Here is a 24,250-nt window from a genome sequence, read left to right as displayed (position 1 = left end):
GCTATTCCTCGCGCACGCGGGTCGCGGTGAACGCGTACGTCGTGACACCGCTGCCGTGCGCATCGAGCTGGAAGGACTTGCCCTCGACGAAGCAGTCGTCGAACGACAGCGTCCGCGTCTCCTCGTTGCCCTCGGTGCGCTTGAGGCTCGACACGAGCTGGAACTTCGCGCGGTTCTGCAGCAGCGTGTCGAGCTTGAAGCTGGCCGAGCGGATCACCATCTCGCCCTGCACGGTGCGCAGGCCGAAGATGACATCCACCCGCTCGTTCGAGCCGATGGCCCGGATGTCCTCGCGCTCGGTGACGACACGGAATGCGAGGGACTGGAGCCCCTCGACGGCCTCACCATCGACGAGGATACTGCTACGGTTCGCGGAGAATACCGTTGGCATGTTTGTCTTTCCTTACTCAGACCTGGACCGTGATGGTCGCGTAGATGTAATCAATGGCACGCACGGGCCGGACGGCCATGTTCACGCGCACGATGCCCAGCGCGAAGTCCGCCTGAGAGGAATAGACCTCCACCTTGAAGGCGGGATCCTTTCCATCCGTGGAGGGGACGATGGCGCCATCCTTCTGCATCTGCACCAGCGCCTCGGTGAGCTTCTGCTTGAGCGCGTTGCGCCCGTCGGCGGTGTTGAGCTGGCCGATGAAGAGATCGCCGATCATCTTCATGGTGCGCACGGCCCGGTCCGCCACGCGGCGGACGTTGATCTGATCGCCGTCGGTGGTGAGCCCGCGCAGCACGATGGTGCCGCGGCCACGCTCGAGCACCACGGGCACCACGTAGCCCTTGAGCAGGGCCTTCTGGTCCTCCACGGACAGGGACGGCAGCTCGCCCAGCCCGGAGACGCGCTTGAAGGTGGGCGAGTGGAAGTAGGGCAGGTTGCCCACGAGTCCCGCCACCGCGCCCACCACGCCATGGGGGGCCACCATCACGAACCGGTCACTCACCAGGTTGCTGGCGAGCTGCACGTTCATCTCCGTGGTGCCCGCGTCCGGCACCTGGCCCAGGCCGATGCGGCCCTTGCACTCGTCGCTCAGGTTGTTGCAGTGGCTGATGACCTCGCCATAGACGCGCGTCACCTTCGCGGGGTCCGAGAAGTCCCGCAGGGCCGCGATGACCATGTCCACGTCCGGCTCGTCACGCAGGCGGCGGAGCGCGGCGGCGTAGTCATCGGCGGTCGCGTCCTTGCCTCCGTCCAGGGTGGCCTCGCCCGCCGCGGGCCAGCCGAGCGGCTTCGACTCGTCCACCTTCACGAACGCGGAGCCCGCCTTCAGCGCCGGGGCCAGGGACTTCAGGTCCTGGTTGCGGTGCAGCTCCAGGACGTCGTCCTTGTCGCCGCGCTTGCGCAGCACCTGCAGGTCGAACGAGATGCGCGCGTCGACGTTGGCCCGGTAGGAGATCCGGACGATGAGGCCGTTGGCCCAGGGACCCGCGGCGCGCGCCAGCAGCGCGACGCCGTCCTTGTTGTCCTTGCCCCGGGTGGCGTCCGCCGCGATGGCCACCTTCGCCGTGGCACCGGCGCCGGCGGGCAGCGGGGAGATGACCAGCTCGGAGACGCCGTTATCCAGCGCCTGCTTCGCCTCGGGGAGGCTGTAGGCGCTGCCGCGGCCGAGCACCTCCACGAAGCGCGACCAGTTGCCCGCCCGCACGGTCTTGCCAGGGTTCTCCTCGGTGAAACCGATGAGCCCCAGCACACCGGACGGCGCGAGCTGTTGAGGGAGGACTTCCTTGACGACGGTTACCTGGACACCAGGAATGATGAGGCCACTGGCCATGTGTTCTCCGAAACCTCAGGAGCGAGGGGGTGGATGGTCCTGCGAAGGGCGCAGGCTCCCCGGACCGCGCGCCTTGGCGGTGCACGCAATCCCTCTCAGGGCGCGCGGTCCTCTGCTTGGAATGGATGGGGGTTAGGCGGGCTTGGGGGCGGGCGTGGGCAGGCTCTTGAGGGTGACGGGAGCCGGCAGCAGCAGGGACTCGGTCTCCTTGACCATGTCCAGCGTCTTCGCGGCCAGCGTCGAGGCCTTGCCCGCGAGCGCCAGGCCCACGTTCATGAGCAGATCGATGATGGCGGCGATGTGGAAGATGCCCACGCCCACGAAGTCGACGATCACGTTGAGGAACCGGCGGCTCGTCTCCGCCATCTTCTGCGCGCTCTCGGGCAGCAGATCGAGCGTCGCCTCCACCAGGTCCCGGCCCGCGCCGAGCACGTCCGTGAACATCACCAACACCTTCTCATCCAGGAAGGGCTTGATGATGTCCTGCACCTTGGTGAGGATCTGCCCCAGGACCTCCTGGATCCTGGTGACCATCCCCTTGAGGGGATCCTTGAGACCGTTCAGCAGCGTGGTGTAGCCATCACCGCTGACGGCCTTGTGCAGCCGGTAGAGCGCCAACTCGGTCTTGAAGGCGACGTTGTTGACGGTGCTGAGGGTATTGGACACGTTCGAGACTGCGTCTGCCATTGCGACCCTTCCTTGTCATGGGGCGTTTCCGCCGCTCATGGAAGGAAGGACGCGTGCGCCGGAGCTTTGTGAAATGGGCGATAGAATGAGACGCCGAGGCAGTCCGGCTCCGTGGCCCCCGGGCGCCGCACCCACGTCGTCACCTGGCGGCCGTCTGCTTCCTCCTCGAGGGAGAACTCGACGGTGCAGGGCTCCAGTGGCAGGGGGGCGCACACCGAGCCGGTGAGCGTGTCCGCGCCCAGCTCGAACCGCAGGGCGATGGGGAAGGGGAGGACGTTGCGGAAGCGCAGATCCTTGTAGCCGTAGGCCACCGTGGCATCCGAGCCCAGCGGTGCGAAGCGCGTCTGCTCCGTGTAGATGTCCACCGAGTGGGCGTGCCGCTCCGTCACCCACAGGCCACCGCGCAGGGCGAGCAGGTACGTCAGCCCCGAGAGCTGGCACAACCCGCCTCCCACGCTCACCTCGAGCCGGCCTTGCACGAGGTTGCGTCCGGGCACGAAGCCCCGGCGCTTCGTGGGCCGCCCCACCAGGTTCCAGAAGGAGAAGAGCTCCTCGGGCCCCACGCGCACGTCCTGCAGCTCGCGGATGGCCAGGGCGAGGTTGTGCTTCTTGCTCTCCACGTGCGCCGACTGGCCGAGCGGCTGCGTGACGCTCACGTGCGCCGGCCACTCCCGCGCCTCGGCCCGGGACGGCTCCGAGCCGGTGGCCATCATCCTCCGCGCTCCCGAGCGGAGATCCCGCACCGTGCGACGGGCGGAGGCCACCCACACCCGGGCGGGCACCGGGACGAGCGGGCGGACGAGGTCAGTCCACCTTCTCAAGCTTCACCAGTTGATACGAGGCGAGGTGCTTCAGCGGCGTGCGGCCCAGCAGCACCTCCGCCGCCATGAAGGCCGGACGGGCCACGTGGGGCAGGCGGTGGATGGGCGCCAGCGCGAGGCCTCGCGACGCGGTGAGGCGCCAGTGGCCTCCTCCCAGCATCCGGAGATCCCGCGCCATCAGCTCGGTGCCTCCGTGCCAGCCGGTGGCCTGGTAGCCCACGAGCCGGCGGCGCAGCGCGTTGGGAAAGTCGAACACCATCACCCCGCCCGGGCGCAGCACCCGCCGGCACTCGTGGAGCACCCGGCGGAGGTCTCCCAGGTGCAGGTGCATGAAGAGGTGCAGGGCGAAGACGCTGTCGTAGCTGCCGCCGGCCGCGGGGATGCTCCAGGCCGGGGCGTGGTGGATGCGCTTGCCCGGCCAGCGCTCCCGGGCCCGCTCCACCATCTTCCCGCTGAGGTCGAGCCCCTCGCTCGCCAGGTCCAGGAAGCGGCCCGTTCCACACGCGAGATCGAGCACCCGGGGGCCCTGGAGCCACTCGCGCAGGGCCCGGCGCTCCAGGCCGTCCAGATAGGCCCCGTACGAGTTGCCGAAGCGGTCCGCGTCGTACGTCGGCGCGAGGGCGTCATAGTAGGCGACGATCTCGCGGGTCTCCGCGGACAGCTCCTCCGCGGGGGCCCCGGCCTGACTGCTGTCGACACCGGAAGTGTTCGAGCTCATCGGGTCGGGCCCCTGGGGAGGATGGGTCAAGCGGCCTGGGTCTCGGGCGGCTTCCAGTTCGCGAAGAAGCGCGACTTGAAGCGGGCGCAGTAGCGGACGAGGTTCTCCTGGGACAGGGTGTACTGCTTGAAGTCCGTGTCCACGGGGTTGGCGATGATGCTCACCAGGAACGAGTAGACCACCGCGTCGAAGGACGTGGGGGAGTCACCGAGCAGGTAGGGCTTGTTGCCCATGAGCGTCGCCAGCGCGGCGATGTCCTGGCGGGCCAGCGCCTGGACCTCCTCCATGTTGTGGCGGCCCGTCCCCTGGTCGTGGAGGATTCCCAGCATCTTCTGGCGCAGCGCCGACAGGGGCACCGGTCCACCGGTGACCGTGGGGACCATCGTCTCCACGATGGGCGTGTAGGCCCGCCAGCCGGCATCGTCCACCCACCGCATGTAGACGATGTACCAGTAGGTGCACTCCTCCAGCATGCGCCGGATGGTGTGGCCGATCGCCATCTGCTCCGGCGTCAGCTTGGCGTCGAGCGTGTCCCCGTGCTTCGTCTTGAGGTAGTCGATGATGAACTGGGAGTCGCCCATGAGCTGCCCGTCGAGCTCGACGTAGGGCACCTTGCCCTTGGGCGCCTTGAGCAGCTCGGCCATCTTCACCTGGTAGGGCAGGCCCACCATCCGGAAGTAGGCCTCCAGTTTGAAGCAGAAGGGGCTCAGGTTCGGGGTGCCCCAGGCCATGGGGGTCTGATAGAGGGTGATCATCGGTGGTGTCTCATCCAGTTGCGGAGTTCTGCTGTGGTTCGTTCGTTCGTGCTGATTCTACCGGCTCGACGCGGACGTGGACTCCGCTGAACGCCGCGTTGCCGCTGAGGGCATCCAACGCGCGGTCATCGGTCAGGTCATTGATGCTCACGCCCGCATGCTCCCCGGCGACCCGGAGCTGGACGCCTTCGCGCCCGTGTCCGTAGCCGTGCGGCAGGCTCACCACGCCCGGCATCATTTCGTCCGTCACGCTCACCGGTGCCTTCACCTCGCCGACCCGGGAGGCTATCACCGCTTCCCCGCCATCCCGAAGACCCAGCCGCCGGGCGTCCTCGGGGTGCACCATCAGCGTACATCTCGGCTTGCCTTTGACGAGCTGCGGCACGTTGTGCATCCACGAGTTGTTGTCCCGCAGGTGGCGCCGTCCGATGAGCAGCAACGCCCCGTCTCCGGTGGCGCTCGCGCCCTCGGGGAAGGTCTGGCGCAGGCGCTGGAGATCGGCCACCAGCGGCTCGGGGGCGAGCTGGATGCGGCGGTCCCGCGTGGCCAGGCGCTGGGGGATGCTCGGCTCGAGCGGCCCCAGGTCCACGCCGTGGGGCCAGGCCTTGAGGCTCGCCAGGCTCAGGCCCTTGCGGAAGGGACGGAGCTTCATGCCGTACGGGCCCGCGCGCAGCCCCAGGTCCAGGAGGCCATCCGGGCCGAGCGCCTTGAGCGCCCGGTACGTCAGCGCGCCGCGCACGCGAGGCTCTCCGCGCAGCGTCTCCAGCCGGTGCTTCAGCTCCAGGAAGAGCTCCCAGTCGTGGCGTGTGTCCGGGCCCGGCTCGAAGAGGGGCGGGGACCACTTCGCGGTGTTGCGCACCGCGAGCGCGTGGAAGGCCAGGTCGTAGTGGCTGCGCTCCAGCTTCGAGCTGGGGGGCAGGATGAGGTGCGCGTGCCGCGTCGTCTCGTTGATGTACGGGTCGATGCACACCATGAAGTCGAGCGACGCGAAGGCCGTGTCGAGCTGCCGCCCGTTGGGGGTGGACATGACGGGGTTGCCCGCGGAGGTGACCATGGCGCGGATGCGCCCGGGGCCCTCGGTGAGCACCTCCTCGCCGAGCGCGGCCACCGGCAGCTCGCCCGAGAACTCGGGCAGCCCGCGCACCCGGCTCCGCCAGCGGCCATGGCTGCCGCGGTTCATGGCCATGGCCTTGGGTCCGCCCACGATGTCGAAGGCGGGGCGCGTGAAGAGGGCGCCACCCGGGCGGTCCAGGTTCCCCGTCACGATGTTGATGACGTTGATGAGCCACTGGCACATCGCGCCGAAGGCCTGCGTGGAGACGCCCACGCGGCCGTAGCAGACGGCGGCCTCCGAGGCGGACAGCTCGCGGGCGATCCTCCGGGTGGTTTCGGCCGGCACGCCGGTGTGGGGCGCGGCGTGCTCGGGGGTGAAGCCGCGCGCCAGCTCGCGCACGGTGGACAGGCCCTCGGCGAACTCCGCGAGCCTCCCCAGCTTCGGGCCCGCCTCCTCCAGCAGGACGTGCAGGAGCGCGAAGAGGAAGAGCGCGTCGGTGCCGGGGCGGATGAAGACGTGCTCGTCCGCGACGTGGGCCGTCTCCGTCTTCCGGGGGTCCACCACCACCACCCGGCCCCCGCGCTGCTGGATGGCCTTGAGCCGGTGGCGCACGCCCGGCGCGCTCATCAGGCTGCCGTTGGAGGCGAGCGGGTTGGCCCCGAGGATGAGCATGTAGCGCGTGTGATCGATGTCCGGGATGGGGATGAGGAACTGGTGCCCGAACATCAGGTACGCGGCGAGCTGGTGGGGGAGCTGATCCACCGACGACGCGGAGAACTTGTTCTTCGTGCGCAGGGCCCGCAGGAAGAGCGGCAGGAACATCATCGCGCCGTGGTCGTGGACGGTGGGGTTGCCCACGTACACGCCCACCGCGTCCTTGCCGTGCTCGCGCTGGATGGCGTGCAGCCGCCGCGCCGTCTCGTCGAGCGCCTCTTCCCAGGAGATGGGCTGCCAGCCCGTGGCCGTGCGCCGGACGGGCTGCCGGAGCCGGTCCGGATCCTCGTGGAGATCCTGGAGCGCGACGGCCTTGGGGCAGACGTGGCCCTTGCTGAAGGGATCCGCTTCATCACCCCGGATGGAGGTGACGCGGCCCGCGGAGGTCTCGATGCGCAGGCCGCACATGGCCTCGCACAGGTTGCAGGTCCGGAAGTGCGTCATCGCGTGCCTTCGTGGGAGCGGCGGGAGGAGGTGCGGGTGCGGCGGCGGGCGGCGAGGGTCAGGAGCGACAGCAACCCCATCCATCCGGCGGCGCCCATGCTACCCGGAGCGGCGGAACAGCCACTGGACTTCTCGATGTGCACGTTGAAGGTGCACCGGGCCTCGTTGCCCGCGTCGTCCCGGGCCGTCACCTCCACGGAGGTGTCACCCTTCTTGAACACGCTGCCGCTGGCCGGAGAGAAGGTGATGGCGGGCGAGGCCGTCACCCGGTCCGTGACGGAGGGCTGGGGAAGCTGCACCGCCACCGGCCCCGTGGGGATGTTCATGTCCTGCGGGCAGGTGAGCAGCGGCGGCAGGGTGTCGAGCACCGTGACGGAGAAGCCGCACTCGGCCACGTTGCCCGAGGCATCCCGGGCCTGGACGCGCACGGGCGTCTCTCCCACCGGGAAGGTGTCCCCGGAGGCGTGGCTGAAGGAGAAGCTCGACGGTGGAGACGGTGTCCACCACGTTGGTCACGGTGAACTCCGCGGGAGCGCCCGAGGGGCCGGTGGCCTCGGCCTGGAGGCTGGCCGGGCACTTGAGCGTGGGCACCTGCGTGTCGCGGACGGACACCTGGAAGGTGCAGCTCGAGGTGTTGCCGGACCCATCCGTCGCCGTCGCCGTGACGGGCGTGTTGCCGAGCCCGAACCGGCTGCCGTTGACGTAGTCGTAGGTGACGGTGGGGCGGGAGACGTCCCCGTCCGAGGCCTCGGCGGGCGGCCAGGTGACGTCCGCACCGGTGGCGTTCTCGGCCTCGACGATCTGATCCGCCGGGCACGTCACCACCGAGGCCGTCGTGTCCTGCACGCGCACGGTGAAGGTGCACTGCTTGCTGTTGTTTTGCGCATCGGTGGCCGTCACCGTCACCGTCGTGTTGCCCTGGGGGAAGCGGCTGCCGGACGCGTGGCTCACGGAGATGACCGGGGCGCGGGTGACCGTGTCGGTGGCTTGCGGAGCCGGCCAGGTGAGGATCGCGCCGCTCTCGTTCGTGGCCTCCACCGTGGCGTTCGCCGGGCAGACGGGCTCCGGAGGCGTGGTGTCCCGCACCGTCACGGTGAAGGTGCACGTGTCCACGAGGCCCGCGGCGTCGCGCGCGGTGACGCGCACCTCGGTGTCACCGAGCGGGAAGAAGCCGCCCGGCGCATGGCTGTAGGAAAGGGCGGGCGGGAGCGCGGTGTCATCGTTGGCCGTCGCCTCCTCAAAGTCGACCCGCGCGCCCAGGAACTGCTGGGCCTCGACGGGCGGGACCACCGGGCAGGTGACGCTCGGGGGCGTGCTGTTGGTGAGCAGTGAGAGCGGCATCAGCCACGGCTCGCGCCCGCTCCGCCCGTTGCTCGCGCTGAAGGCGAGGGCGTCTCCGAAGAGGGTGAAGCCCGCGGGATTCGAGCCAAGCTGCCAGGGGGCGATGTCGTGCAGCACGAAGGTGCCCGCCTCGGTGCCGTCCGAGCGCCACAGCTCGGTGCCGCCCACGCCGTCGTTGGCGGCGAAGAGGAGCAGCTTTTCGACGGGGAGTGCGAAGAGCGACTCGGCGAGCACGCCGCTGCCCGCGCCCGGGAAGATGTCCTTGACGCGAACGGGGACGGGCTCCGTCGCGGTGGTGTCGAGCTTCCACAGCTCGCGGCCGGAGGTGCCGTCGTCGGCGGTGAAATAGAGCGTCTGTCCGAGCACCGTGAGCGCGGCGGGCCTGGAGCCCCCGCCCACCGTGGAGAAGCTCCTGGACGAGGACGGTACCGCTCTCGGTGCCGTCGGTCTTCCACAGCTCGGGGCCGAAGCCATCGCTCGCGGTGAAGTAGAGGACGCCGTCGATCACCGCGAAGGCGGAGGGCCCGGCGTCCAGGATGCCCGGGGCGATGTCCTTCACCAGCGAGGTGTTCGCCGCGGTGCCGTCCGTCTTCCACAGCTCGATGCCCGTGTTCTCCTCGTCGGCCACGAAGTAGAGGGTGCTGCCCACCACTCCGGCGATGTTCAGGACGGAGCCCATGCCCAGCCAGTCGCGGATCTCCGCCACGCGGGAGGTGTTCGCCTCGGAGCCCTCCGTCCTCCACAGCTCACGGCCGCCGGAGGCATCCCGGGCGATGAAGTAGAGGGCATCCCCCATGGGCGTGAAGCGCGAGGGGCGCGAGGACGGACCGCTCCCCACGGCGATGTCCTTCACCAGGGTGGTGCCCGCCTCCGTGCCGTCGCTCTTCCACAGCTCGATGTCGGACGTGGCGTCCTGGCCGGCGAAGAAGAGGAGGCCGCCGTGGGAGATGATCTCGATGGGGGAGCTGGCCGCGGTGGTGAGCTTGACGCTGGGGGTCACCCGGGTGGTGCCTGTGGGGGATCCATCCGTCTTCCAGAGCTCGAAGCCCTCCGCGAGCGACGGCAGGGCCGCGAAGTAGAGGGCTCCGTTGAAGGGCGTCAGGGCGCTCAAGCCCGTCTCCGGGGCGAGTTCGAAGGTGTCCTTGGGGACGATGTTCACGAGCGGCAGCGTGCCCGTCGCCGTTCCATCCGTCCGCCACAGCCGGGCGGCCGACTCCTGCTCGAAGGTGGTGAAGTACAGCCCACCCTCCCACGAGGCGAAGGGCGCGGGATTCGAGCCCCGGGTGGACGTCAGCTCGGTTCCGACGGGGACGGTGGTGGCCGCATCCCCCCGCGTCTTCCACAACGTAGGGAGCGGCGGGTTCTCGTCGGAGAGGCCCGTCCCCGGCGCGGTGGCCACGAAGTACACCGTGTCCCCCATGACGGTGAACGCCTTGGGGGCCGGGTCCGCGAGGCGGTCGCCCGAGAAGTGGTTGGTGCCGATGCGCCGGGATCCCGCGGGCGTGCCGTCGCTCGTCCACAGCTCATGGCCCACGCCCGGCTCGTAGCCGGTGAAGTAGAGCGTGCTCCCATGGGCCGTCATCAGCAGGGGGCCTTTGCCGCTCGCGGCCTTGAAGTCCACCAGCTTCGAGGTCCCCGCGGCCGTGCCATCCGTCGCGTAGAGGGCGCTCTCGACGTTGCCCGTGTCCCTCATCATGAAGAAGAGGCGCGTGCTCGTGGCGACGAGCGAGTCGGGCTTCTCCACGGAGTTGTTTCCGGAGACGAGCTCCAGGACGCGCTGAGTGCCCGCCTCGGTGCCATCGGTCTTCCACAGCTCACGCCCCGTCACGCCGTCCGTGGCGACGAAGTACACCGCGCCCTCGAAGGCGGTGAGCTGCACCGGGCTGGAGCCCGTCGCGCCCGGGAGGATGTCCTTGACGCGGACGGTGCCCGCCTCGGTGCCGTCGGTCTTCCACAGCTCGGTGCCCGCGGTGCCCTCGTTGCCCGCGAAGTAGAGCGCCCGGCCGGACCGGACGAGCCCTCGCGCCGCGGAGACGGCCGTGACGGTCACACTCGCGCCGACCCGCGTGGTGCCCTCCGGAGTGCCATCGGTGCGCCAGAGCTGCCGGGTGCCCCCGGGCGCGTTGACCAGGAAGTAGAGCCTCCCGCCGAGCTCGGTGAACGACTGGGGCTCGCTGCCGCCCGTGCCCAGCGAGATGTCCCGGACGAGCTTCGTGCCCTCCGGGGTGCCATCGGTGCGCCACAGCTCGGTTCCGGAGCTGCCGTCATTGGCGCTGAAGAGGATCCACCCGTTGCAGCTCGGCGAACTCCGTGGGCCGGGAGCTGTCCGGGCCGGGGAAGATGTCCTTGAGCAGGAACGTCCCCGACGTGGTGCCGTCCGTCCGCCACAGCTCCACGCCATGCTGCCCGTCCGCGGCGGCGAACCAGGTCAGTCCCCGCGAATGGAAGAACCGGGAGGGCGTCGAGCCGATGGGGCCCGGGACGATATCGGCCACCAGCGCGGGGCCCGTGGCGTCGAGCCTCCACAGCTCGGGCCCGGTGCTGTCGTCATTGGCCGTGAAAAGGAGTGTCGTCCCCGCGGCCGTGGGGGCTTCGGGGTAGCGCACCAGGGCGCGCTCGGCCTTCATACCCACGTCCAGGAGGGAGGCGGGACCTTCGCCCAGGGCCCGGCGGGTGGCCTTCGGCGCCAGCAGTGCCGGCTCCTCGCGAGTGGGAGCCGAGCAGGCCCCACCCAGCACCAGGATGCACAAGGCCGCCAGGATCGTGTTCGCTCTCACCATGCTGTTCCTCGGAGACTCCCCCGCCGGACACCGTGGTGCCCGGCCATGTCGAATCGGCGGCGGCATTCAACCATATCCGGACCCGGCCGAGGGCCCTCCGAGCACTCGGGGGAGGGCAGGGGAGACGGCTGGTTCCCGCTCCGGTGACGATCTCTTTCAGATGCAGGAGGGGGGCTGTGGAGATAAGAGGCGACTCCATGCTCACCCTGCGTGGTGCCCCCGCCCTCTCCGAGTTCCGTCTGGCCAAGTTGCTCGCTCGCTGCCGTGAGCTGGAGCCGGCCGTCGCCTCCGTCTACGCGGAGTTCGTGCACTTCATCGACGTCGCGGCGGCGCTCTCCGAGTCCGAGCGCGCCCTGATGGACAGGCTGCTGGAGTACGGCCCCCGGCTCACCCGCGGCGAGCAGCGCGGCAGCCTGCAACTGGTCATCCCGCGCCCCGGCACCATCTCGCCCTGGTCCTCGAAGGCCACGGACATCTTCCAGAACACCGGCCTGCGCGCCGTGCGGCGCATCGAGCGGGGCGTGGCTTGGTGGGTCGCTGACCGGGCGGGCAAGGCCCTGAGCCCCGAGCAACTCGCCCGTGTCCAGCCGGTGCTGCACGACCGGATGACGCAGGCCGTGGTGGGGCGCGAGGAAGACGCCGCCATCCTCTTCGCCGGGCACACGCCCCGGCCGCTCACCACGGTGGACGTGGTGGGGGGAGGCCGGGCCGCGCTCGTCACCGCCAACCGGGAGCTGGGCCTCGCGCTGGCCGAGGACGAGATCGACTACCTGGTGGCGCGCTTCACCGAGGCTCAAGCGCAACCCCACCGACGTCGAGCTGATGATGTTCGCGCAGGCGAACAGCGAGCACTGCCGGCACAAGATCTTCAACGCCTCGTGGACCATTGATGGGAAGCAGCAGGAGCGCTCGCTCTTCCAGTCCATCAAGAACACCTACGCGGCGAGCAAGGAAGGCGTGCTGTCGGCGTACAAGGACAACGCGGCGGTGATGGAGGGCTTCGAGGTGGAGCGCCTCTTCCCGGAGGTGGCCAGCGGCGAGTACCTCTTCCACCGCGAGCCCGCGCACATCCTGATGAAGGTGGAGACGCACAACCATCCCACGGCCATCTCGCCGCACCCGGGTGCCTCGACGGGCGCGGGCGGAGAGATTCGGGACGAGGGCGCCACGGGCCGGGGCGCGAAGCCCAAGGCGGGCCTGAGCGGCTTCTCCGTGTCCAACCTGCGCATCCCCGGCTTCGAGCAGCCCTGGGAGCAGGTCTACGGCAAGCCGGAGCGGATCGTCTCCGCGCTCGACATCATGATCGAGGGTCCGCTGGGTGGCGCCGCCTTCAACAACGAGTTCGGCCGGCCCAACCTGTGCGGCTACTTCCGCAGCTTCGAGCAGCAGGTGACCACGCCCGAGGGCGTCGAGGTGCGTGGCTACCACAAGCCCATCATGATCGCCGGTGGCCTGGGCAACATCCGGGACGGGCACGTGCAGAAGGGCACGCTGAAGCCGGGGGACAAGATCGTCGTGCTGGGTGGTCCGTCGATGTTGATCGGCCTGGGTGGCGGCGCGGCGTCCTCGATGACGCAGGGCACGAGCGCGGCGGACCTGGATTTCGCCTCGGTGCAGCGAGACAACCCGGAGATGGAGCGGCGCTGCCAGGAGGTCATCGACCGCTGCTGGGCGCAGGGCGAGGCCAACCCCATCCGCTCGATTCACGACGTGGGCGCGGGCGGCCTGTCCAACGCGGTGCCGGAACTCATCCACGACAACAACCTGGGTGGCCGCTTCGAGCTGCGCGAGGTGCCCAACGCGGAGCCCGGCATGGCGCCGGTGGAGATCTGGTGCAACGAGGCGCAGGAGCGCTACGTGCTGGCCATCGCGCCGGAGGACCTGGAGCGCTTCGCGGCCCTGTGCGAGCGTGAGCGGGCGCCTTTCGCGGTGCTGGGTGACGCCACGGAGGAGCAGGCGCTGACGCTGACGGACCGGCAGTTCGGCAACGCGCCCATCGACATTCCGATGGACGTGCTGTTCGGCAAGCCGCCGCGCATGCACCGGGACGTGAAGTCTCGGCCGCTGACGCACCCCGAGCTGAAGCTGGACGCGCCGGTGAAGGAGCTGCTGGGGCGGGTGCTGGGACACCCGACGGTGGCGGACAAGGGCTTCCTGATCACGATCGGCGACCGGACGGTGGGGGGCCAGACGGCGAGGGACCAGATGGTGGGTCCGTGGCAGGTGCCGGTGGCGGACTGCGCGGTGACGCTGTCGGCGCACGCGGGCTACACGGGTGAGGCCATGTCCATGGGCGAGCGCACGCCGGTGGCGCTGATCGACGCGGCCGCCTCGGCGCGCATGGCGGTGGCCGAGGCCGTGACGAACATCGCCTCGGCGCGGATTGGCAAGCTGGGGGATGTGAAGCTGTCGGCCAACTGGATGGCGGCGGCCGGCAGCCCGGGCGAGGACGCCAACCTCTACGCCGCGGTGAAGACGGTGGGCATGGAGCTGTGCCCGGCGCTGGGCCTCACCATTCCGGTGGGCAAGGACTCCATGTCCATGCGCACGGTGTGGGAGGAGAAGGGGGCTCGCAAGGCGGTGACGGCGCCGTTGTCGCTCATCGTGTCGGCCTTCGCGCCCGTGCTGGATGTGCGCAAGTCGCTGACGCCGCAGCTTCTCGAGCCGGGCGCGGACTCGCGGCTGGTGTTCGTGGACCTAGCGGGTGGCAAGCAGCGGCTGGGGGGCTCGGTGCTGGCGCAGGCGTATTCGCAGGTGGGCCCGCGCTGCCCGGACGTGGAGAGCCCCGAGACGCTGAAGGGATTCTTCACCGCGATGCAGGCGCTCAACGAGGCGGGCCTGGTGCAGGCCTACCATGACCGCTCCGACGGTGGCCTGCTGACCACGCTGGTGGAGATGGCCTTCGCGGGACACTGCGGCTTCGACGTGGACGTGGCCGCGCTGGGTGCGGATGCCGTGGCGGCGCTCTTCAACGAGGAGCTGGGCGCGGTGCTGCAGGTGAAGGCGGCGGATCTCCAGCGGGTGCGCGAGGTGCTGACGAAGCACGGGCTGGGCGCGCACACTCACGAACTGGGCCGGCCGGGCGCGGCGCTGACGGTGCGGGTGCGGCAGGGCGGCAAGGTCCTCCTGGAGGAGGACACGGTGGCGTTGCGCAAGGTGTGGTCGCGCGTGAGCTACGAGATGCAGAAGCTGCGCGACAACCCGCGCTGCGCGGAGGAGGAGTACGCCGCGAAGTGCGATCCGAGCGACCCGGGCCTGTCGGCGCGGCTCACGTTCGATCCGCAGGAGGACGTGGCGGCGCCGTACATCGCGAAGGGTGTGAAGCCCCGGGTGGTCATCCTGCGAGAGCAGGGCGTGAACAGCCAGTTCGAGATGGCGCGGGCCTTCATGCGCGCGGGCTTCACGGCGGTGGACGTGCACATGAGCGACATCCTCACCGGGAGGGTGTCGCTGAAGGACTTCACGGGCGTCGCGGCCTGCGGAGGCTTCTCGTACGGCGACGTGCTGGGAGCGGGTGGAGGCTGGGCTCGCTCCATCCTGTTCAACACGCGGGCCCGGGATGAGTTCGCCGCGTTCTTCGCGCGCTCGGGCGCGTTCGCCCTGGGCATCTGCAATGGCTGCCAGATGATGTCGCAGTTGCGCGAGCTGATTCCGGGCGCGGAGCACTTCCCGCACTTCGTGCGCAACGTGTCGGAGCAGTTCGAGGCGCGGCTGGTGCAGGTGGAGGTGGCGGAGAGCCCGTCGCTGTTCTTCAAGGGCATGGCGGGCAGCCGCATCCTCATCGCGTCGTCGCACGGCGAGGGGCGGGCGGAGTTCACCAGCGCGGAGGAGGCGGCGAGGGTGAACGGGCTGGGGATGGTGCCGGTGCGCTTCGTGGACAACCACGGGCGGGTGACGGAGACGTACCCGGCGAACCCGAACGGCTCGCCGCACGGAATCGCGGGCCTGACGTCGAAGGACGGGCGCGTCACCATCATGATGCCGCACCCGGAGCGGGTGAGCCGGAGCGTGACGTACTCCTGGTGCCCGCCGGAGTGGGGCGAGGACGGCCCCTGGATGCGGATGTTCCGCAACGCGCGCGCGGCGTTGGGGTAGGCTTGAAGGGCTCACCGCTGCATTTCAGGTTCTCTTATGGCCAAGTTCCTCGATACGACCGGCGTTTCGTACCATCTTCAGCAGTTGATCAATCGCGCCAACGATAAGCTGATCCTTCTCAGCCCGTATCTCAAGCTGAACGAGCGAGTGAAGCAGGCTCTGCTGGACCGGGAAGTATTCAAAACTAATATCAGGATTGTTTACGGTAAGAGTGAGCTCCAGCCGGAAGAAGCTGAGTGGATGCGGAAGGTCAAGTCCATCCGTCTCAGCTTCTGCAAGAACCTCCACGCCAAGTGTTACCTGAGTGAGAGCGAGGCCATCGTCACTTCGATGAACCTCTATGAGTTCTCGCAGGTCAACAATGTCGAGATGGGGATCTATATCAGTAAGGCGGAAGACCCTGTCCTCTATCAAGAAATTGTTGAGGAGGTGGGTCGCATCGTCCGAATGAGTGAAGATGTCCAAATCTCCATTGAGCGGGTGAAGCTAAAGGAGGCCCCAGTCGTGGTTTCGTCTCCTGGTCTGGTCAAGGCAAAGGCTGAGCAGGCCATCGCGTCCGAAAGCTCCGGGCACTGCATTCGTTGTGGGGATACGATCAGGCTCAATCCAATGTACCCATATTGCCGCGAATGCTATGACGATTGGTCTGGTGATGATGAGGAGCCCGAGGAGTATTGTCATATCTGCGGCAACGAGCATTCCTCGTCGAAGGTGAAGCCATCCTGTTATCCTTGTTTCAAGGCGAACCGGAACAAGCTGGAGTGGCCCGCTGCCTGAGCAGATTGCTGGGATCAATGCGACCCTGAGCTGAATGGCGAGTCTGGCCTTGGCTCAGGACTCGCCATCCTTCCAGTTTAGGATGTCGGCGCTGGAGGACAGTTCGGCCGAATACGGGCCGTCTGGATTCGTGAAGAAGGCGTTCTCGAGGCGCTGCTGGGTCTGTGCTCGGAAGAGCCACCGGGCCACGGTGGCTCCTCGTGAACCGAGTTCCTTCGGCGCTCGCTCCGGTGTGTAACCAAAAGCTTCGACCAGGCGTGCGAGGTGGACGTCCGCTGCCGGGGTCGCGGTGCGCTCCCAGGCCGAGAGCAGGGAACCCACGTCGTCGAAGAGGCGGACCGCCCAGCCAAGGACTTCCTCCGCTTGGACCAGGAGGCTGCCCACCTCTCGGGTGAGGAGCAGGTCCCAGAGCGCCTCCAGGTAGGCCCGGATCGCGGCGCGCTCCTCGTCGGGCCAATCCTTCCACCCCGCATAAAGGATCTTCTCCGCGACGAGTTCCGCGGAGACAGCACCCAACTCCTGGAACGGGAACAGCTCGAGGATTCGCGGCAGGAAGTACTTGAAGTCGCTCTCCATTCCCCAGGTGGTCATGGCCTTGAAGGCATAATGGCCGAGGCTCTCCCCGGTGTGCGCTCGCAGAGGTGTGGCCGTGAGCCGCGCCATCTCCTCCTCACTCACACAGTGCGAGCAACCCATGACCGGTCCATCAGGCGCGTACCGGGCGAAGGCGCCGTAGAGCGCCTCAATGGCGGTCTCGAATGCACTGCTTCGGGGTGCTCCAGTCTGGGCCATGTGCTGGAGCTTCACAGGGGGAGGTAGGCCGTATCAACGTCCGGCGTGGCCCCACGATTGACGGCATGGCGAAGCTCCGCCGATCCTGCTCAGCGGAGGATCCATGTCCCGTCACGTGCTGATTGCCGTGCTGTGCCTGTCGCTCACCGCCTTCGCTGACACTCCGAACCGCTTCGAGCCGCAAGAGTTGTCCAGCGAGGCGGTCGTGACCTTCGTCCTGACCTGTTCCGAGAAGGTCAAGAAGTCCGACGCCAGCATCGGCGAGGTGCAACGCCTGAGCTTCTGCTCGTGCGCGGCCGATGCGTTGCGTCTGCGGCACAAGCAGCAGGGGAAGGACAAGGCTCCGAGCGCCGAGGATCTTCAGCGCTGCGCGAACGCGCTCACCCGATCATCGCCGGAGGAAGTCGCTGGACAGATCCAGAAGCAGCCGGTGCAGTCGCCGTCAGACCTCAAGGCGGCGCCCGCCTCCACGCAGCCTGATACGTCTCGGAGCGCGGGCTGGGATGACTCGGAGGACACCTCTTCGTCGGAGTCTCCCAGCAGCGTCGAGCCCGCGCGAAGCTGCTGCAAGGTGTGCACGAAAGGCTGTCCCTGCGGAGACTCGTGCATCTCGTGCAGCAAGGTCTGCCGCAAGGGTCCCGGCTGCGCCTGTTGAGTCACGCCGGTGTGGGGAGCCGTACTTCCAATTCAATCAACGGCGCCGGTGTCAGGCGGTGCGCCGCTCATGCAGCATCCGACGGTAAGAGCGGCCGTACCCAAGATGCCCCGTACACTCGGGCACCCTGGCGAACAGACGAATCCAACACCCGGTCCTACTCGGCCCAGACGAGCGCCAGATCGAGCTCGAAAGCCTCGAAGGGCTCGGCGCGGACCCGCTCGTCTCCGGCGGCGGAATCGACGAGCAGCCAGTGGCGCCCCTCAAGTCGGAAGATCTCGAGCGTCTGGGCGACCGGGTCCACGTGCCACACGTTCCGCACGCCTTCCCGGGCGTAGATGCGCATCTTCTGGATCTTGTCGATGCGTCGCGTGCTCTTGGAGAGCACTTCGCATACCCAGTCCGGGGCGAGATCGTAGTGTGCCGGGGCGTCATCCCCTCCGACGAGCCGGGGCAGGCGCTCGCGCTTCCATCCGGCGATGTCTGGCACGAGCTTGTCTGGCCGGGGGCCGAGGTGCAGTTCCGGCTCATCAAGGATGACCCACCCGCCCGGGCCTCCTTGGCCGTACCTGAAGGGCATGGTGAGGATGGCACCCAGACCTGATGCTGCGCCGGTGTGCGGGCGGGCCGGGCGAGGGCTGACGTGCAGCTCGCCGTTCAGGATTTCCGCCACCATCTCAGGGGGAACCGCCTGGAAGGCCGCCTCGACGGACGGGGCGTTTCGCTCGGTAGACGGGGGATCGGGAGGACGACTGGGGGCCATGTGAGGAGATTTCAGCATGCCCCTCGCCCTGTGCAATCCCGGAGCCGCCGGGGCGTCACCGCCCCGACGGCCGTGGAGCACCTCAGCGCGTCGCGGGGCCCACGGAGGCATTGGCCTTCCGTCCGCGCTTCCCAGACGTCCAGTCCTCGTAATGGCCGAAGCTCTTCATCTGCTGGCCCAGGTCCGTGGTGCGGACCAGCTCCTCCACCTGGGCGCGCGATTGGCGCGGCAGCTTCGCCTCCATCTGCGCGAAGCCGTACGCCAGCGCCCCCGTGATGGCCGTGTTGAGCCGCAGCTGCTGCGGATCACACTTGTCCAGCTCGTCCGAGCGCGCGTGGTAGTTCGGGCCGTAGAGGGCCGGCTCCTGGTTGGCCACCAGGTTGGGCACCCCGTGCAGCATGAAATCGAAGTTGTCCGTGCCCACGATGGGCACGTCCACCTGCGTGAAGGGGCCCAGTCCCTTCACCGGCTCGAGCGCCACGTCCACCAGGGGCGGCAGCTCGGGGCGGCCTCCCGTGAAGAAGCCGTTGATGCGCCCGCAGCCGATGTCGAACGAGGACGCCATCACGTGCTTGTCCAACTCGGCCGCGTGCGCCTTCACGTAGCCCTCCGAGCCGAACATGCCCTGCTCCTCGCCGTTCCACAGCGCGAAGCGGAGGGTGCGCGCGGGTTTGATTCCCAGCCGCTTCATCTGCCGCGCCACGTCGATGAGCGCCACCACGTTGGCCCCGTTGTCCAGCGCTCCCGTGCCCAGGTCCCACGAGTCCAGGTGCGCGCCGAGCACCACCACCTCGTCCGGGCGCGTGCTGCCGCGGATCTCCCCGATGACGTTGTAGCTCTCGTACGCGGGCCCGATCTGGAGATCGAGCTCGGCCGTGAGCGTCAGCGCCTTGCCCGTGCGCAGCAGGCGCTGGGCTCGCAGGGCTCCGTCCCGCTCCATCACCATCATCGGCCGCGTGTTGCGCATGCCCACCGACACGTTGTGCCGGTAGAGCAGGTTGTTGGGCCGCGAGCCCACGTACACCACCCCCGCCACGCCCGCCGCGAACGCCCGCTGCTCGATCTCTGCGGCCTCGGCGTACTCGCGGAACAGGTCGTCCACGTTCTTCAGCTCCGTCGTGTCCACGAGCAGGAACGCGCCCTTCGCCTTCTCCCCGAGCGCCTGGAGGCTCCTTCTCCGTGCCCTTGCCCGCGTCGAGCAGCGGTGCCGTCAGTCCGCCCTTGGGCGTGGCGGTGGAGAAGGGCATGGCCGCGATGCGCGGCGAGAACTCCAGCCCCTTGCCTCGCACGGTGGCGGACGCCGAGCGCTCCAGCCACAGGCTCGGCATCTGGAAGGGCTCCTTGCGTGCCTCGACGCCCGCCTCACGGAAGCGCGCGAGCGCCCAGTCCACCGAGCGCAGATTCGCCGGCGAGCCCGTGGCCCTTCCGCCCACCTCGTCCACGAGGGACTGCAGATCGCTCATCAACGGCGTGTCCCCGAGGAAGGCGGAGACGAGCCGCGCCGCCTCGGCCCGCGAGGCGTCCGGGGTCTTCGCCGCGGGCTTGGAGGGCCCGGCCGCCAGGGCCGGCGCACCGAGGAGGGACAAGGACAGGAGGGAGGACAGCAGCCGACGGGAGGAGACAGTGCTCAGGCAGGGGCTCCAGGAAGAGTGGAGCGGCCATCCTGCCAGAGTCCGGAAACACGAAGGCCCGATGTGAACCGGAGTCCACATCGGGCCTTTGCTGTGAGGCGCCACCCGGATTCGAACCGGGGGATGAAGGTTTTGCAGACCTTTGCCTTACCACTTGGCTATGGCGCCGCGAGAAGCGTGTACCGCCTTATATGAACCCGAAACAGCCGGGTCAAGACAGGAGAGAGGGGGGCGTGCGTATCCGTGTCCGGTAGCATCCCGGGCGAGCGGTCTCGCCAGCCACCGGAGGAACGTCAATCATGCTGCAGGGTTACGGGCTGTACCAGGAGGAGCACGAGGCCTTCCGCCGCACCGTCCGGGCGGTGGTGGAGAAGGAGCTGAAGCCCTTCGCCTCCCAATGGGAGGAGCAGGAGGAGTTCCCCCGGGCGCTCTTCACCCGCTTCGGCGAGCTGGGCTTCCTCGGCCTCAAGTACCCGGAGGCCTACGGGGGCTCCAACGCCGGGGAGCTCTACGAGGCCGTGCTGCTCGAGGAGATGGGGCGCTGCGGCTCGGGCGGGGTCGCCGCGGGTCTCGGGGCCCAGCACACCATCGCCACCGGCCCCCTCCACAAGTTCGGCACCGAGGACCAGAAGCAGCGCTTCCTCGCTCCGGCCATCCGGGGAGAGAAGATCGGCGCGCTCGGCATCACTGAGCCCCATGGCGGCTCGGATGTGGCGGGCCTGCTCACCACCGCCCGCCGTGACGGGGACCACTACGTCGTCAACGGCTCGAAGACCTACATCACCAACGGAGTCCGGGCCGACTTCGTCGTGCTGGCGGTGAAGACGAAGCCCGATGCCGGGCACAAGGGCCTGGCGCTGCTGGTGGTGGAGAAGGGCACGCCGGGCTTCTCCGTAGGGCGCAAGCTCAAGAAGCTCGGGTGGCGCGCCTCGGACACCGGGGAGCTCTTCTTCGAGGACTGCCGGGTGCCCGCGGCCAACCTGCTCGGCGGCGTGGAGGGGCAGGGCTTCTATCAGATCATGGGCAACTTCCAGTGGGAGCGCCTGTCGCTCGCCTTGGGGGCGCTCGGGGCCATGGAGGAGATGCTGGAGGTCGTCATGGCCCACGTGAGGGACCGGCGGGCCTTCGGCCATGCGCTCCACGAGTTCCAGGTGGTGCGGCACCGGATCGCCGAGCTGGCCACTGAATTCGAGGCGGCGCGCCAGCTCACCTACCACGCGCTGCGCCTGCACGTGGGGGGCGAGTACGCCATTGCCCAGACGTCCATGGCCAAGAAGGTGGCCACCGAGACGGCCTGCCGGGTGGCCGATGCGTGTCTCCAGCTCCATGGCGGCGCTGGCTACATGATGGAGTACGACATCCAGCGCCACTGGCGAGACGCGCGCCTGGGTCCCATCGGCGGGGGCACCAGCGAGATCATGAACGAGATCATCGCCAAGCAGCTCGGTCTCTAGGCGGGCGCGGTGGGGGGTCGGGCGGGCAGGCCCGGGGAAGGGAATGGGGGGGCTCCTCGTTCTGCGGGACAGACACCGCAGCAGGAGGTCCGGGTGGTGGATCCCCGTATACCTTGTTCCGAGCTCTATGTACGGCTCGGAGACGAGGAAGTGCTCGTGCTCGACTGCCGTGATCCCGAGGATTGGGATCGCTACGGCCTGCATATCCCTGGTGCCCTGTGGATGCCCTTCGAGGAGATTCTACGGGACGCGGAGGTGCTCCCCGACGACGAGCTGATCGTCGTGTGTGGGTGTTCCCCGGACGGCTCCGATGCGCGCCGGGCCTGCCGCCTGCTCAACCACAAGGGGCTCCAGGCGGTGTGCCTGGACGGTGGCCTCCAGGGGTGGATCACCCACGGGCTGCCGACCGAGAGCCACATGTCGGGGGCCTCGGCTGGCGGGTTGTGCTGAGCCCTGGCGGGGCAGGCGCTCGCCGCGGTGCGTAGAAGTCCGGCGCCAAAGGGTGTAAAGGACCCGCCATCTCTCGGCCCCCAGAGAAAGGGAGTCTGACACCATGGCCAAGCTTCGCGCTGTCCTCATTGGCGCCACTGGACTCGCCGGCCAGCAGTTCATCGCCGCGCTGAAGGATCACCCCTCCATCGAGCTCACCGGGCTGGCGGCCTCGCCGCGCTCGGCGGGCAAGGCCTACGCCGAGGCGCTCCGGAGCTCCAACGGGATGACCGCCTGGTTCGTCCCCGAGGCCCTCCCCGAGTCGATCGCGAAGATGAAGGTGGTGAGCGGTGAGGAGGTCCAGGCCAAGGACTACGACATCGCCTTCTCGGCGGTGGAGTCGGACGTGGCCAAGGAGATGGAGCCCCGGCTCGCGCGGGACATCCCCGTGTTCTCCGCGGCCAGCGCCTTCCGCTACGAGGCGGACGTGCCGCTGCTCATCCCCCCGGTGAACGCCGACCACGCCCGGCTGGTGCGCGAGCAGCAGAAGCGCCGCGGCTGGAAGGGCTACATCGTCCCCATCCCCAACTGCACCACCACCGGCATGGCCATCACCCTGGCCCCGCTGGCCGAGCGTTTCGGCATCAAGTCGGTGCTGATGACCTCCATGCAGGCCATGTCCGGCGCGGGCCGCTCGCCCGGCGTCATCGGCCTGGACATCCTGGACAACGTCATCCCCTTCATCCCCAAGGAGGAGGAGAAGGTCCAGGTGGAGACCAAGAAGATCCTCGGCACGCTGGACGCCGCGGGGGGCGCCATCACCTCCCATGACGTGCGGGTGTCGTGCACCTGCACCCGCGTGGCGGTGATGGAGGGTCACACCGAGTCCGTCTTCGTGTCGCTCGCCCGCAAGGCCTCCGTGGAGGAGGTGGTTCAGGCGATGCGCGAGTGGCGGGGCGCCGAGGTGTCCCGGAACCTGCCGTCCGCGCCGCCGCGCTGGATCGAGGTGCTGGAGGATCCCTTCCGTCCGCAGCCCCGGCTGGACCGGGACACGCACGCGGGCATGGCCACCACGGTGGGCCGGGTGCGCGAGGACGGGGTGCTGGAGAACGGCTTCAAGTACCTGCTCGTCTCCCACAACACGAAGATGGGGGCAGCCAAGGGAGCGATCCTGGTAGCCGAACTGATGCGTGCCCAGGGGCTCCTGGGGTGAGTAGGCTCAAGGGGTACTCCATTTAAGGCGTGCCCCCCCCGTTCCAACCCATGTACTGTGCGCGCGCGCACGGACTCAGTCCAAGAGGAGATTTCAATGGCGTACGTGGTTACCGAGCCTTGCATCAAGTGCAAGTACACCGACTGTGTCGAAGTCTGTCCGGTCAACTGCTTCTACGAAGGCTCCAACTTCCTGGTCATCCACCCGGACGAGTGCATCGACTGCGGTGCGTGTGAGCCGGTGTGCCCGACCAAGGCGATCTTCCCCGAGTCGGATCTGCCCTCAGAGTACTCCGAGTACAAGGCGCTGAACGCGCAGTACTCCACGCAGTGGCCGAACATCGCGGAGAAGAAGGCCCCCCTGCCCGAGGCCGAGGAGTTCAAGGACAAGAAGGGCAAGCGGAACATGCTCGAGGCCAAGCCCGGCAAGTAGGTCCGCCGCCCCGTGCGCCCTCTCCGCTGGAGAGGGGGTGGGGGAGAGGCGCCCGAGGCCCTCCGCCGAGAGGCGGCAGGGCCTTTCGCATGTCCGGAGTCCGGCTCAGGAGGCCAGGAAGGCACTGAGCTTCAGCCCGCGAGCGGACAGCTCGTCGCGAATGCGCTCCAGGTCCTTCTGGGGCAAGCGCCCGCGGCGCCCCTGGATGCGCAGGGACACCTCCCGTTCGCCCGTGCGCTCCACCTCCACGGTGGCGTCCAATGCTCCACCCAGGCGCATCGCCAGCGCGGGCCGCTGCGACTTCACGAACACCTCGATCTGCTCGATGAGCTCCAGGGCCGCCTGCACGCGGAGCTCCGGGGATGGCGTCTCCATGGCCGCCCCTCCGGCACCTCCCGGACGGGCGCCTCCCGCGGCGGCGAGGGCCTCCACCGAGGGGAGCGAGGTGGGCGTCTCCGGGCCCGGCGAGGGGGGCGCGGAGCGGGGTGACACCGGCTCGGCGCGCGGCTCCCGGGCCAGCTCCCGGGCGATGAGGTCGGTCACGCGTTGCTGAACCCGCTCCTGGTGCGTCTGGTGGGCGTCCCCGCGCACGTCCCGGAGCCGGTGGGCCTCGGCGTTCAGGCCCTGGCGGACCAGGCCGAGCTGCTCGGTGCTGGCGAAAGCGCCGCGTTGCGGTGTCCGCGCCAGCCCGGTGGCGGCCAGGGCTCCGGTGGTTCCACGGAGGGTGCTCACGGAAGGCCGGGTGGCCTGCCCTCCCCGGAGGGGGACCTTCGCCGCTGCCTCCGGGGGGGACTTCTTCAGCACTTCCTGGAAACGTTCCTTCTCCGAGGCCGGCCGGGCCGGCGCCGCCTCCTGGTGTCCGTCGACCTTCATGAGATCCCTCGCGGTGCTGGGTGGGACCCGAGGGGGAGCAC

At 68.9% G+C, this 24,250-nt stretch carries 20 protein-coding genes, 1 tRNA gene and 2 pseudogenes; 7 read left to right on the top strand and 16 right to left on the bottom strand.

Annotation, left to right across the window (positions count from 1 at the left end; all coding sequences use genetic code 11):
* Position 1: 1 nt before the first annotated feature.
* From ACN28I_RS11640 to ACN28I_RS11590, 11 genes and pseudogenes are all read right to left on the bottom strand, one after another.
* A complete protein-coding gene (locus tag ACN28I_RS11640) occupies positions 2–391 on the bottom strand; it encodes a hypothetical protein (protein WP_420942114.1) in 390 nt (129 codons plus the stop codon).
* A gap of 16 nt (positions 392–407) precedes the next feature.
* Positions 408–1,781, bottom strand: coding sequence for a phage tail sheath C-terminal domain-containing protein (locus ACN28I_RS11635; protein WP_420942113.1), 1,374 nt, complete (start codon positions 1,779–1,781; stop codon positions 408–410).
* 132 nt (positions 1,782–1,913) lie between these two features.
* Positions 1,914–2,468, bottom strand: a complete 555-nt coding sequence (locus ACN28I_RS11630) for a hypothetical protein (RefSeq protein WP_420942112.1) — start codon at positions 2,466–2,468, stop codon at positions 1,914–1,916.
* A 35-nt stretch (positions 2,469–2,503) separates the two neighbouring features.
* Positions 2,504–3,289 (bottom strand): VanW family protein, encoded by a 786-nt coding sequence (locus tag ACN28I_RS11625; RefSeq protein ID WP_420942111.1) that lies wholly within the window; start codon positions 3,287–3,289, stop codon positions 2,504–2,506.
* The gene (locus ACN28I_RS11620) at positions 3,273–4,007 is read right to left on the bottom strand and encodes a class I SAM-dependent methyltransferase (protein ID WP_420942110.1); all 735 of its coding nucleotides are present in this window, start codon (positions 4,005–4,007) and stop codon (positions 3,273–3,275) included. The genes ACN28I_RS11625 and ACN28I_RS11620 overlap by 17 nt, the downstream gene beginning before the upstream one ends.
* Before the next feature lie 26 nt (positions 4,008–4,033).
* Positions 4,034–4,762: a glutathione S-transferase family protein gene (locus ACN28I_RS11615; protein ID WP_420942109.1), complete on the bottom strand. Its 729-nt coding sequence runs from the start codon at positions 4,760–4,762 to the stop codon at positions 4,034–4,036.
* 10 nt (positions 4,763–4,772) lie between these two features.
* Entirely contained in the window at positions 4,773–6,974 is a 2,202-nt protein-coding gene (locus tag ACN28I_RS11610; protein WP_420942108.1) for a molybdopterin oxidoreductase family protein, read from the bottom strand.
* The gene (locus tag ACN28I_RS11605; RefSeq protein ID WP_420942107.1) at positions 6,971–7,402 is read right to left on the bottom strand and encodes an HYR domain-containing protein; all 432 of its coding nucleotides are present in this window, start codon (positions 7,400–7,402) and stop codon (positions 6,971–6,973) included. Before ACN28I_RS11605 ends, ACN28I_RS11610 begins: the two co-directional genes overlap by 4 nt.
* Before the next feature lie 187 nt (positions 7,403–7,589).
* Positions 7,590–8,315 (bottom strand): annotated as a pseudogene (locus tag ACN28I_RS11600) (HYR domain-containing protein); the annotation flags it as partial.
* The gene (locus tag ACN28I_RS11595) at positions 8,212–10,560 is read right to left on the bottom strand and encodes an ELWxxDGT repeat protein (protein WP_420948624.1); all 2,349 of its coding nucleotides are present in this window, start codon (positions 10,558–10,560) and stop codon (positions 8,212–8,214) included. The pseudogene ACN28I_RS11600 and the gene ACN28I_RS11595, both read right to left, overlap by 104 nt.
* A gap of 19 nt (positions 10,561–10,579) precedes the next feature.
* Positions 10,580–11,095, bottom strand: a complete 516-nt coding sequence (locus tag ACN28I_RS11590; RefSeq protein ID WP_420942106.1) for an ELWxxDGT repeat protein — start codon at positions 11,093–11,095, stop codon at positions 10,580–10,582.
* A gap of 197 nt (positions 11,096–11,292) precedes the next feature.
* Between ACN28I_RS11590 and purL the strand changes: the two are divergent.
* Positions 11,293–15,190: pseudogene (gene purL, locus ACN28I_RS11585) on the top strand (phosphoribosylformylglycinamidine synthase).
* 36 nt (positions 15,191–15,226) lie between these two features.
* Positions 15,227–15,967, top strand: coding sequence for a phospholipase D family protein (locus ACN28I_RS11580; protein ID WP_420942105.1), 741 nt, complete (start codon positions 15,227–15,229; stop codon positions 15,965–15,967).
* Positions 15,968–16,021: 54 nt separating this feature from the next.
* Here ACN28I_RS11580 and ACN28I_RS11575 read toward each other — a convergent pair whose 3' ends face one another.
* Positions 16,022–16,543, bottom strand: a complete 522-nt coding sequence (locus tag ACN28I_RS11575) for a hypothetical protein (protein ID WP_420942104.1) — start codon at positions 16,541–16,543, stop codon at positions 16,022–16,024.
* Between the two features lie 319 nt (positions 16,544–16,862).
* Between ACN28I_RS11575 and ACN28I_RS11570 the strand changes: the two genes are divergently transcribed.
* Positions 16,863–17,414 carry a hypothetical protein gene (locus ACN28I_RS11570; RefSeq protein ID WP_420942103.1) on the top strand — a complete coding sequence of 184 codons (552 nt, stop codon included), beginning with the start codon at positions 16,863–16,865 and terminating at the stop codon, positions 17,412–17,414.
* A gap of 157 nt (positions 17,415–17,571) precedes the next feature.
* On the opposite strand, the gene ACN28I_RS11565 is transcribed toward ACN28I_RS11570, so the two are convergent.
* The 3 genes from ACN28I_RS11565 to ACN28I_RS11555 form a co-directional block, all read right to left on the bottom strand.
* A complete protein-coding gene (locus ACN28I_RS11565) occupies positions 17,572–18,090 on the bottom strand; it encodes a Uma2 family endonuclease (protein ID WP_420942102.1) in 519 nt (172 codons plus the stop codon).
* A gap of 169 nt (positions 18,091–18,259) precedes the next feature.
* Positions 18,260–19,303: a M28 family metallopeptidase gene (locus ACN28I_RS11560; protein ID WP_420942101.1), complete on the bottom strand. Its 1,044-nt coding sequence runs from the start codon at positions 19,301–19,303 to the stop codon at positions 18,260–18,262.
* 601 nt (positions 19,304–19,904) lie between these two features.
* Positions 19,905–19,976 (bottom strand) — tRNA-Cys (locus tag ACN28I_RS11555).
* A gap of 131 nt (positions 19,977–20,107) precedes the next feature.
* Between ACN28I_RS11555 and ACN28I_RS11550 the strand changes: the two genes are divergently transcribed.
* The 4 genes from ACN28I_RS11550 to fdxA all read left to right on the top strand — a co-directional run bounded on the left by ACN28I_RS11550 (position 20,108) and on the right by fdxA (position 23,336).
* The gene (locus ACN28I_RS11550) at positions 20,108–21,262 is read left to right on the top strand and encodes an acyl-CoA dehydrogenase family protein (RefSeq protein ID WP_420942100.1); all 1,155 of its coding nucleotides are present in this window, start codon (positions 20,108–20,110) and stop codon (positions 21,260–21,262) included.
* A 96-nt stretch (positions 21,263–21,358) separates the two neighbouring features.
* Positions 21,359–21,712 (top strand): rhodanese-like domain-containing protein, encoded by a 354-nt coding sequence (locus tag ACN28I_RS11545; protein WP_420948623.1) that lies wholly within the window; start codon positions 21,359–21,361, stop codon positions 21,710–21,712.
* 103 nt (positions 21,713–21,815) lie between these two features.
* A complete protein-coding gene (gene asd / locus ACN28I_RS11540) occupies positions 21,816–22,904 on the top strand; it encodes an aspartate-semialdehyde dehydrogenase (protein ID WP_420942099.1) in 1,089 nt (362 codons plus the stop codon).
* A gap of 96 nt (positions 22,905–23,000) precedes the next feature.
* Positions 23,001–23,336 (top strand): ferredoxin FdxA, encoded by a 336-nt coding sequence (gene fdxA / locus ACN28I_RS11535; protein ID WP_420942098.1) that lies wholly within the window; start codon positions 23,001–23,003, stop codon positions 23,334–23,336.
* Positions 23,337–23,441: 105 nt separating this feature from the next.
* Here fdxA and ACN28I_RS11530 read toward each other — a convergent pair whose 3' ends face one another.
* Positions 23,442–24,209, bottom strand: coding sequence for a hypothetical protein (locus tag ACN28I_RS11530; protein WP_420942097.1), 768 nt, complete (start codon positions 24,207–24,209; stop codon positions 23,442–23,444).
* Between the last annotated feature and the right edge of the window lie 41 nt (positions 24,210–24,250).

The organism is Archangium gephyra (assembly GCF_049060025.1).
Classification (GTDB): domain Bacteria; phylum Myxococcota; class Myxococcia; order Myxococcales; family Myxococcaceae; genus Archangium; species Archangium gephyra_A.
The sequence above is the reverse complement of the archived record's forward strand: the minus strand, read 5'-3'. Positions and strand labels throughout refer to the sequence as shown.

Coding starts and splice junctions, on each gene's coding strand:
- ACN28I_RS11640 (WP_420942114.1), bottom strand. CDS start 391: ATGCCAACGGTATTCTCCGCGAACCGTAGCAGTATCCTCGTCGATGGT.
- ACN28I_RS11635 (WP_420942113.1), bottom strand. CDS start 1,781: ATGGCCAGTGGCCTCATCATTCCTGGTGTCCAGGTAACCGTCGTCAAG.
- ACN28I_RS11630 (WP_420942112.1), bottom strand. CDS start 2,468: ATGGCAGACGCAGTCTCGAACGTGTCCAATACCCTCAGCACCGTCAAC.
- ACN28I_RS11620 (WP_420942110.1), bottom strand. CDS start 4,007: ATGAGCTCGAACACTTCCGGTGTCGACAGCAGTCAGGCCGGGGCCCCC.
- ACN28I_RS11615 (WP_420942109.1), bottom strand. CDS start 4,762: ATGATCACCCTCTATCAGACCCCCATGGCCTGGGGCACCCCGAACCTG.
- ACN28I_RS11610 (WP_420942108.1), bottom strand. CDS start 6,974: ATGACGCACTTCCGGACCTGCAACCTGTGCGAGGCCATGTGCGGCCTG.
- ACN28I_RS11590 (WP_420942106.1), bottom strand. CDS start 11,095: ATGGTGAGAGCGAACACGATCCTGGCGGCCTTGTGCATCCTGGTGCTG.
- ACN28I_RS11580 (WP_420942105.1), top strand. CDS start 15,227: ATGGCCAAGTTCCTCGATACGACCGGCGTTTCGTACCATCTTCAGCAG.
- ACN28I_RS11575 (WP_420942104.1), bottom strand. CDS start 16,543: ATGGAGAGCGACTTCAAGTACTTCCTGCCGCGAATCCTCGAGCTGTTC.
- ACN28I_RS11570 (WP_420942103.1), top strand. CDS start 16,863: ATGTCCCGTCACGTGCTGATTGCCGTGCTGTGCCTGTCGCTCACCGCC.
- ACN28I_RS11565 (WP_420942102.1), bottom strand. CDS start 18,090: ATGGTGGCGGAAATCCTGAACGGCGAGCTGCACGTCAGCCCTCGCCCG.
- ACN28I_RS11550 (WP_420942100.1), top strand. CDS start 20,108: ATGCTGCAGGGTTACGGGCTGTACCAGGAGGAGCACGAGGCCTTCCGC.
- asd (WP_420942099.1), top strand. CDS start 21,816: ATGGCCAAGCTTCGCGCTGTCCTCATTGGCGCCACTGGACTCGCCGGC.
- fdxA (WP_420942098.1), top strand. CDS start 23,001: ATGGCGTACGTGGTTACCGAGCCTTGCATCAAGTGCAAGTACACCGAC.
- ACN28I_RS11530 (WP_420942097.1), bottom strand. CDS start 24,209: ATGAAGGTCGACGGACACCAGGAGGCGGCGCCGGCCCGGCCGGCCTCG.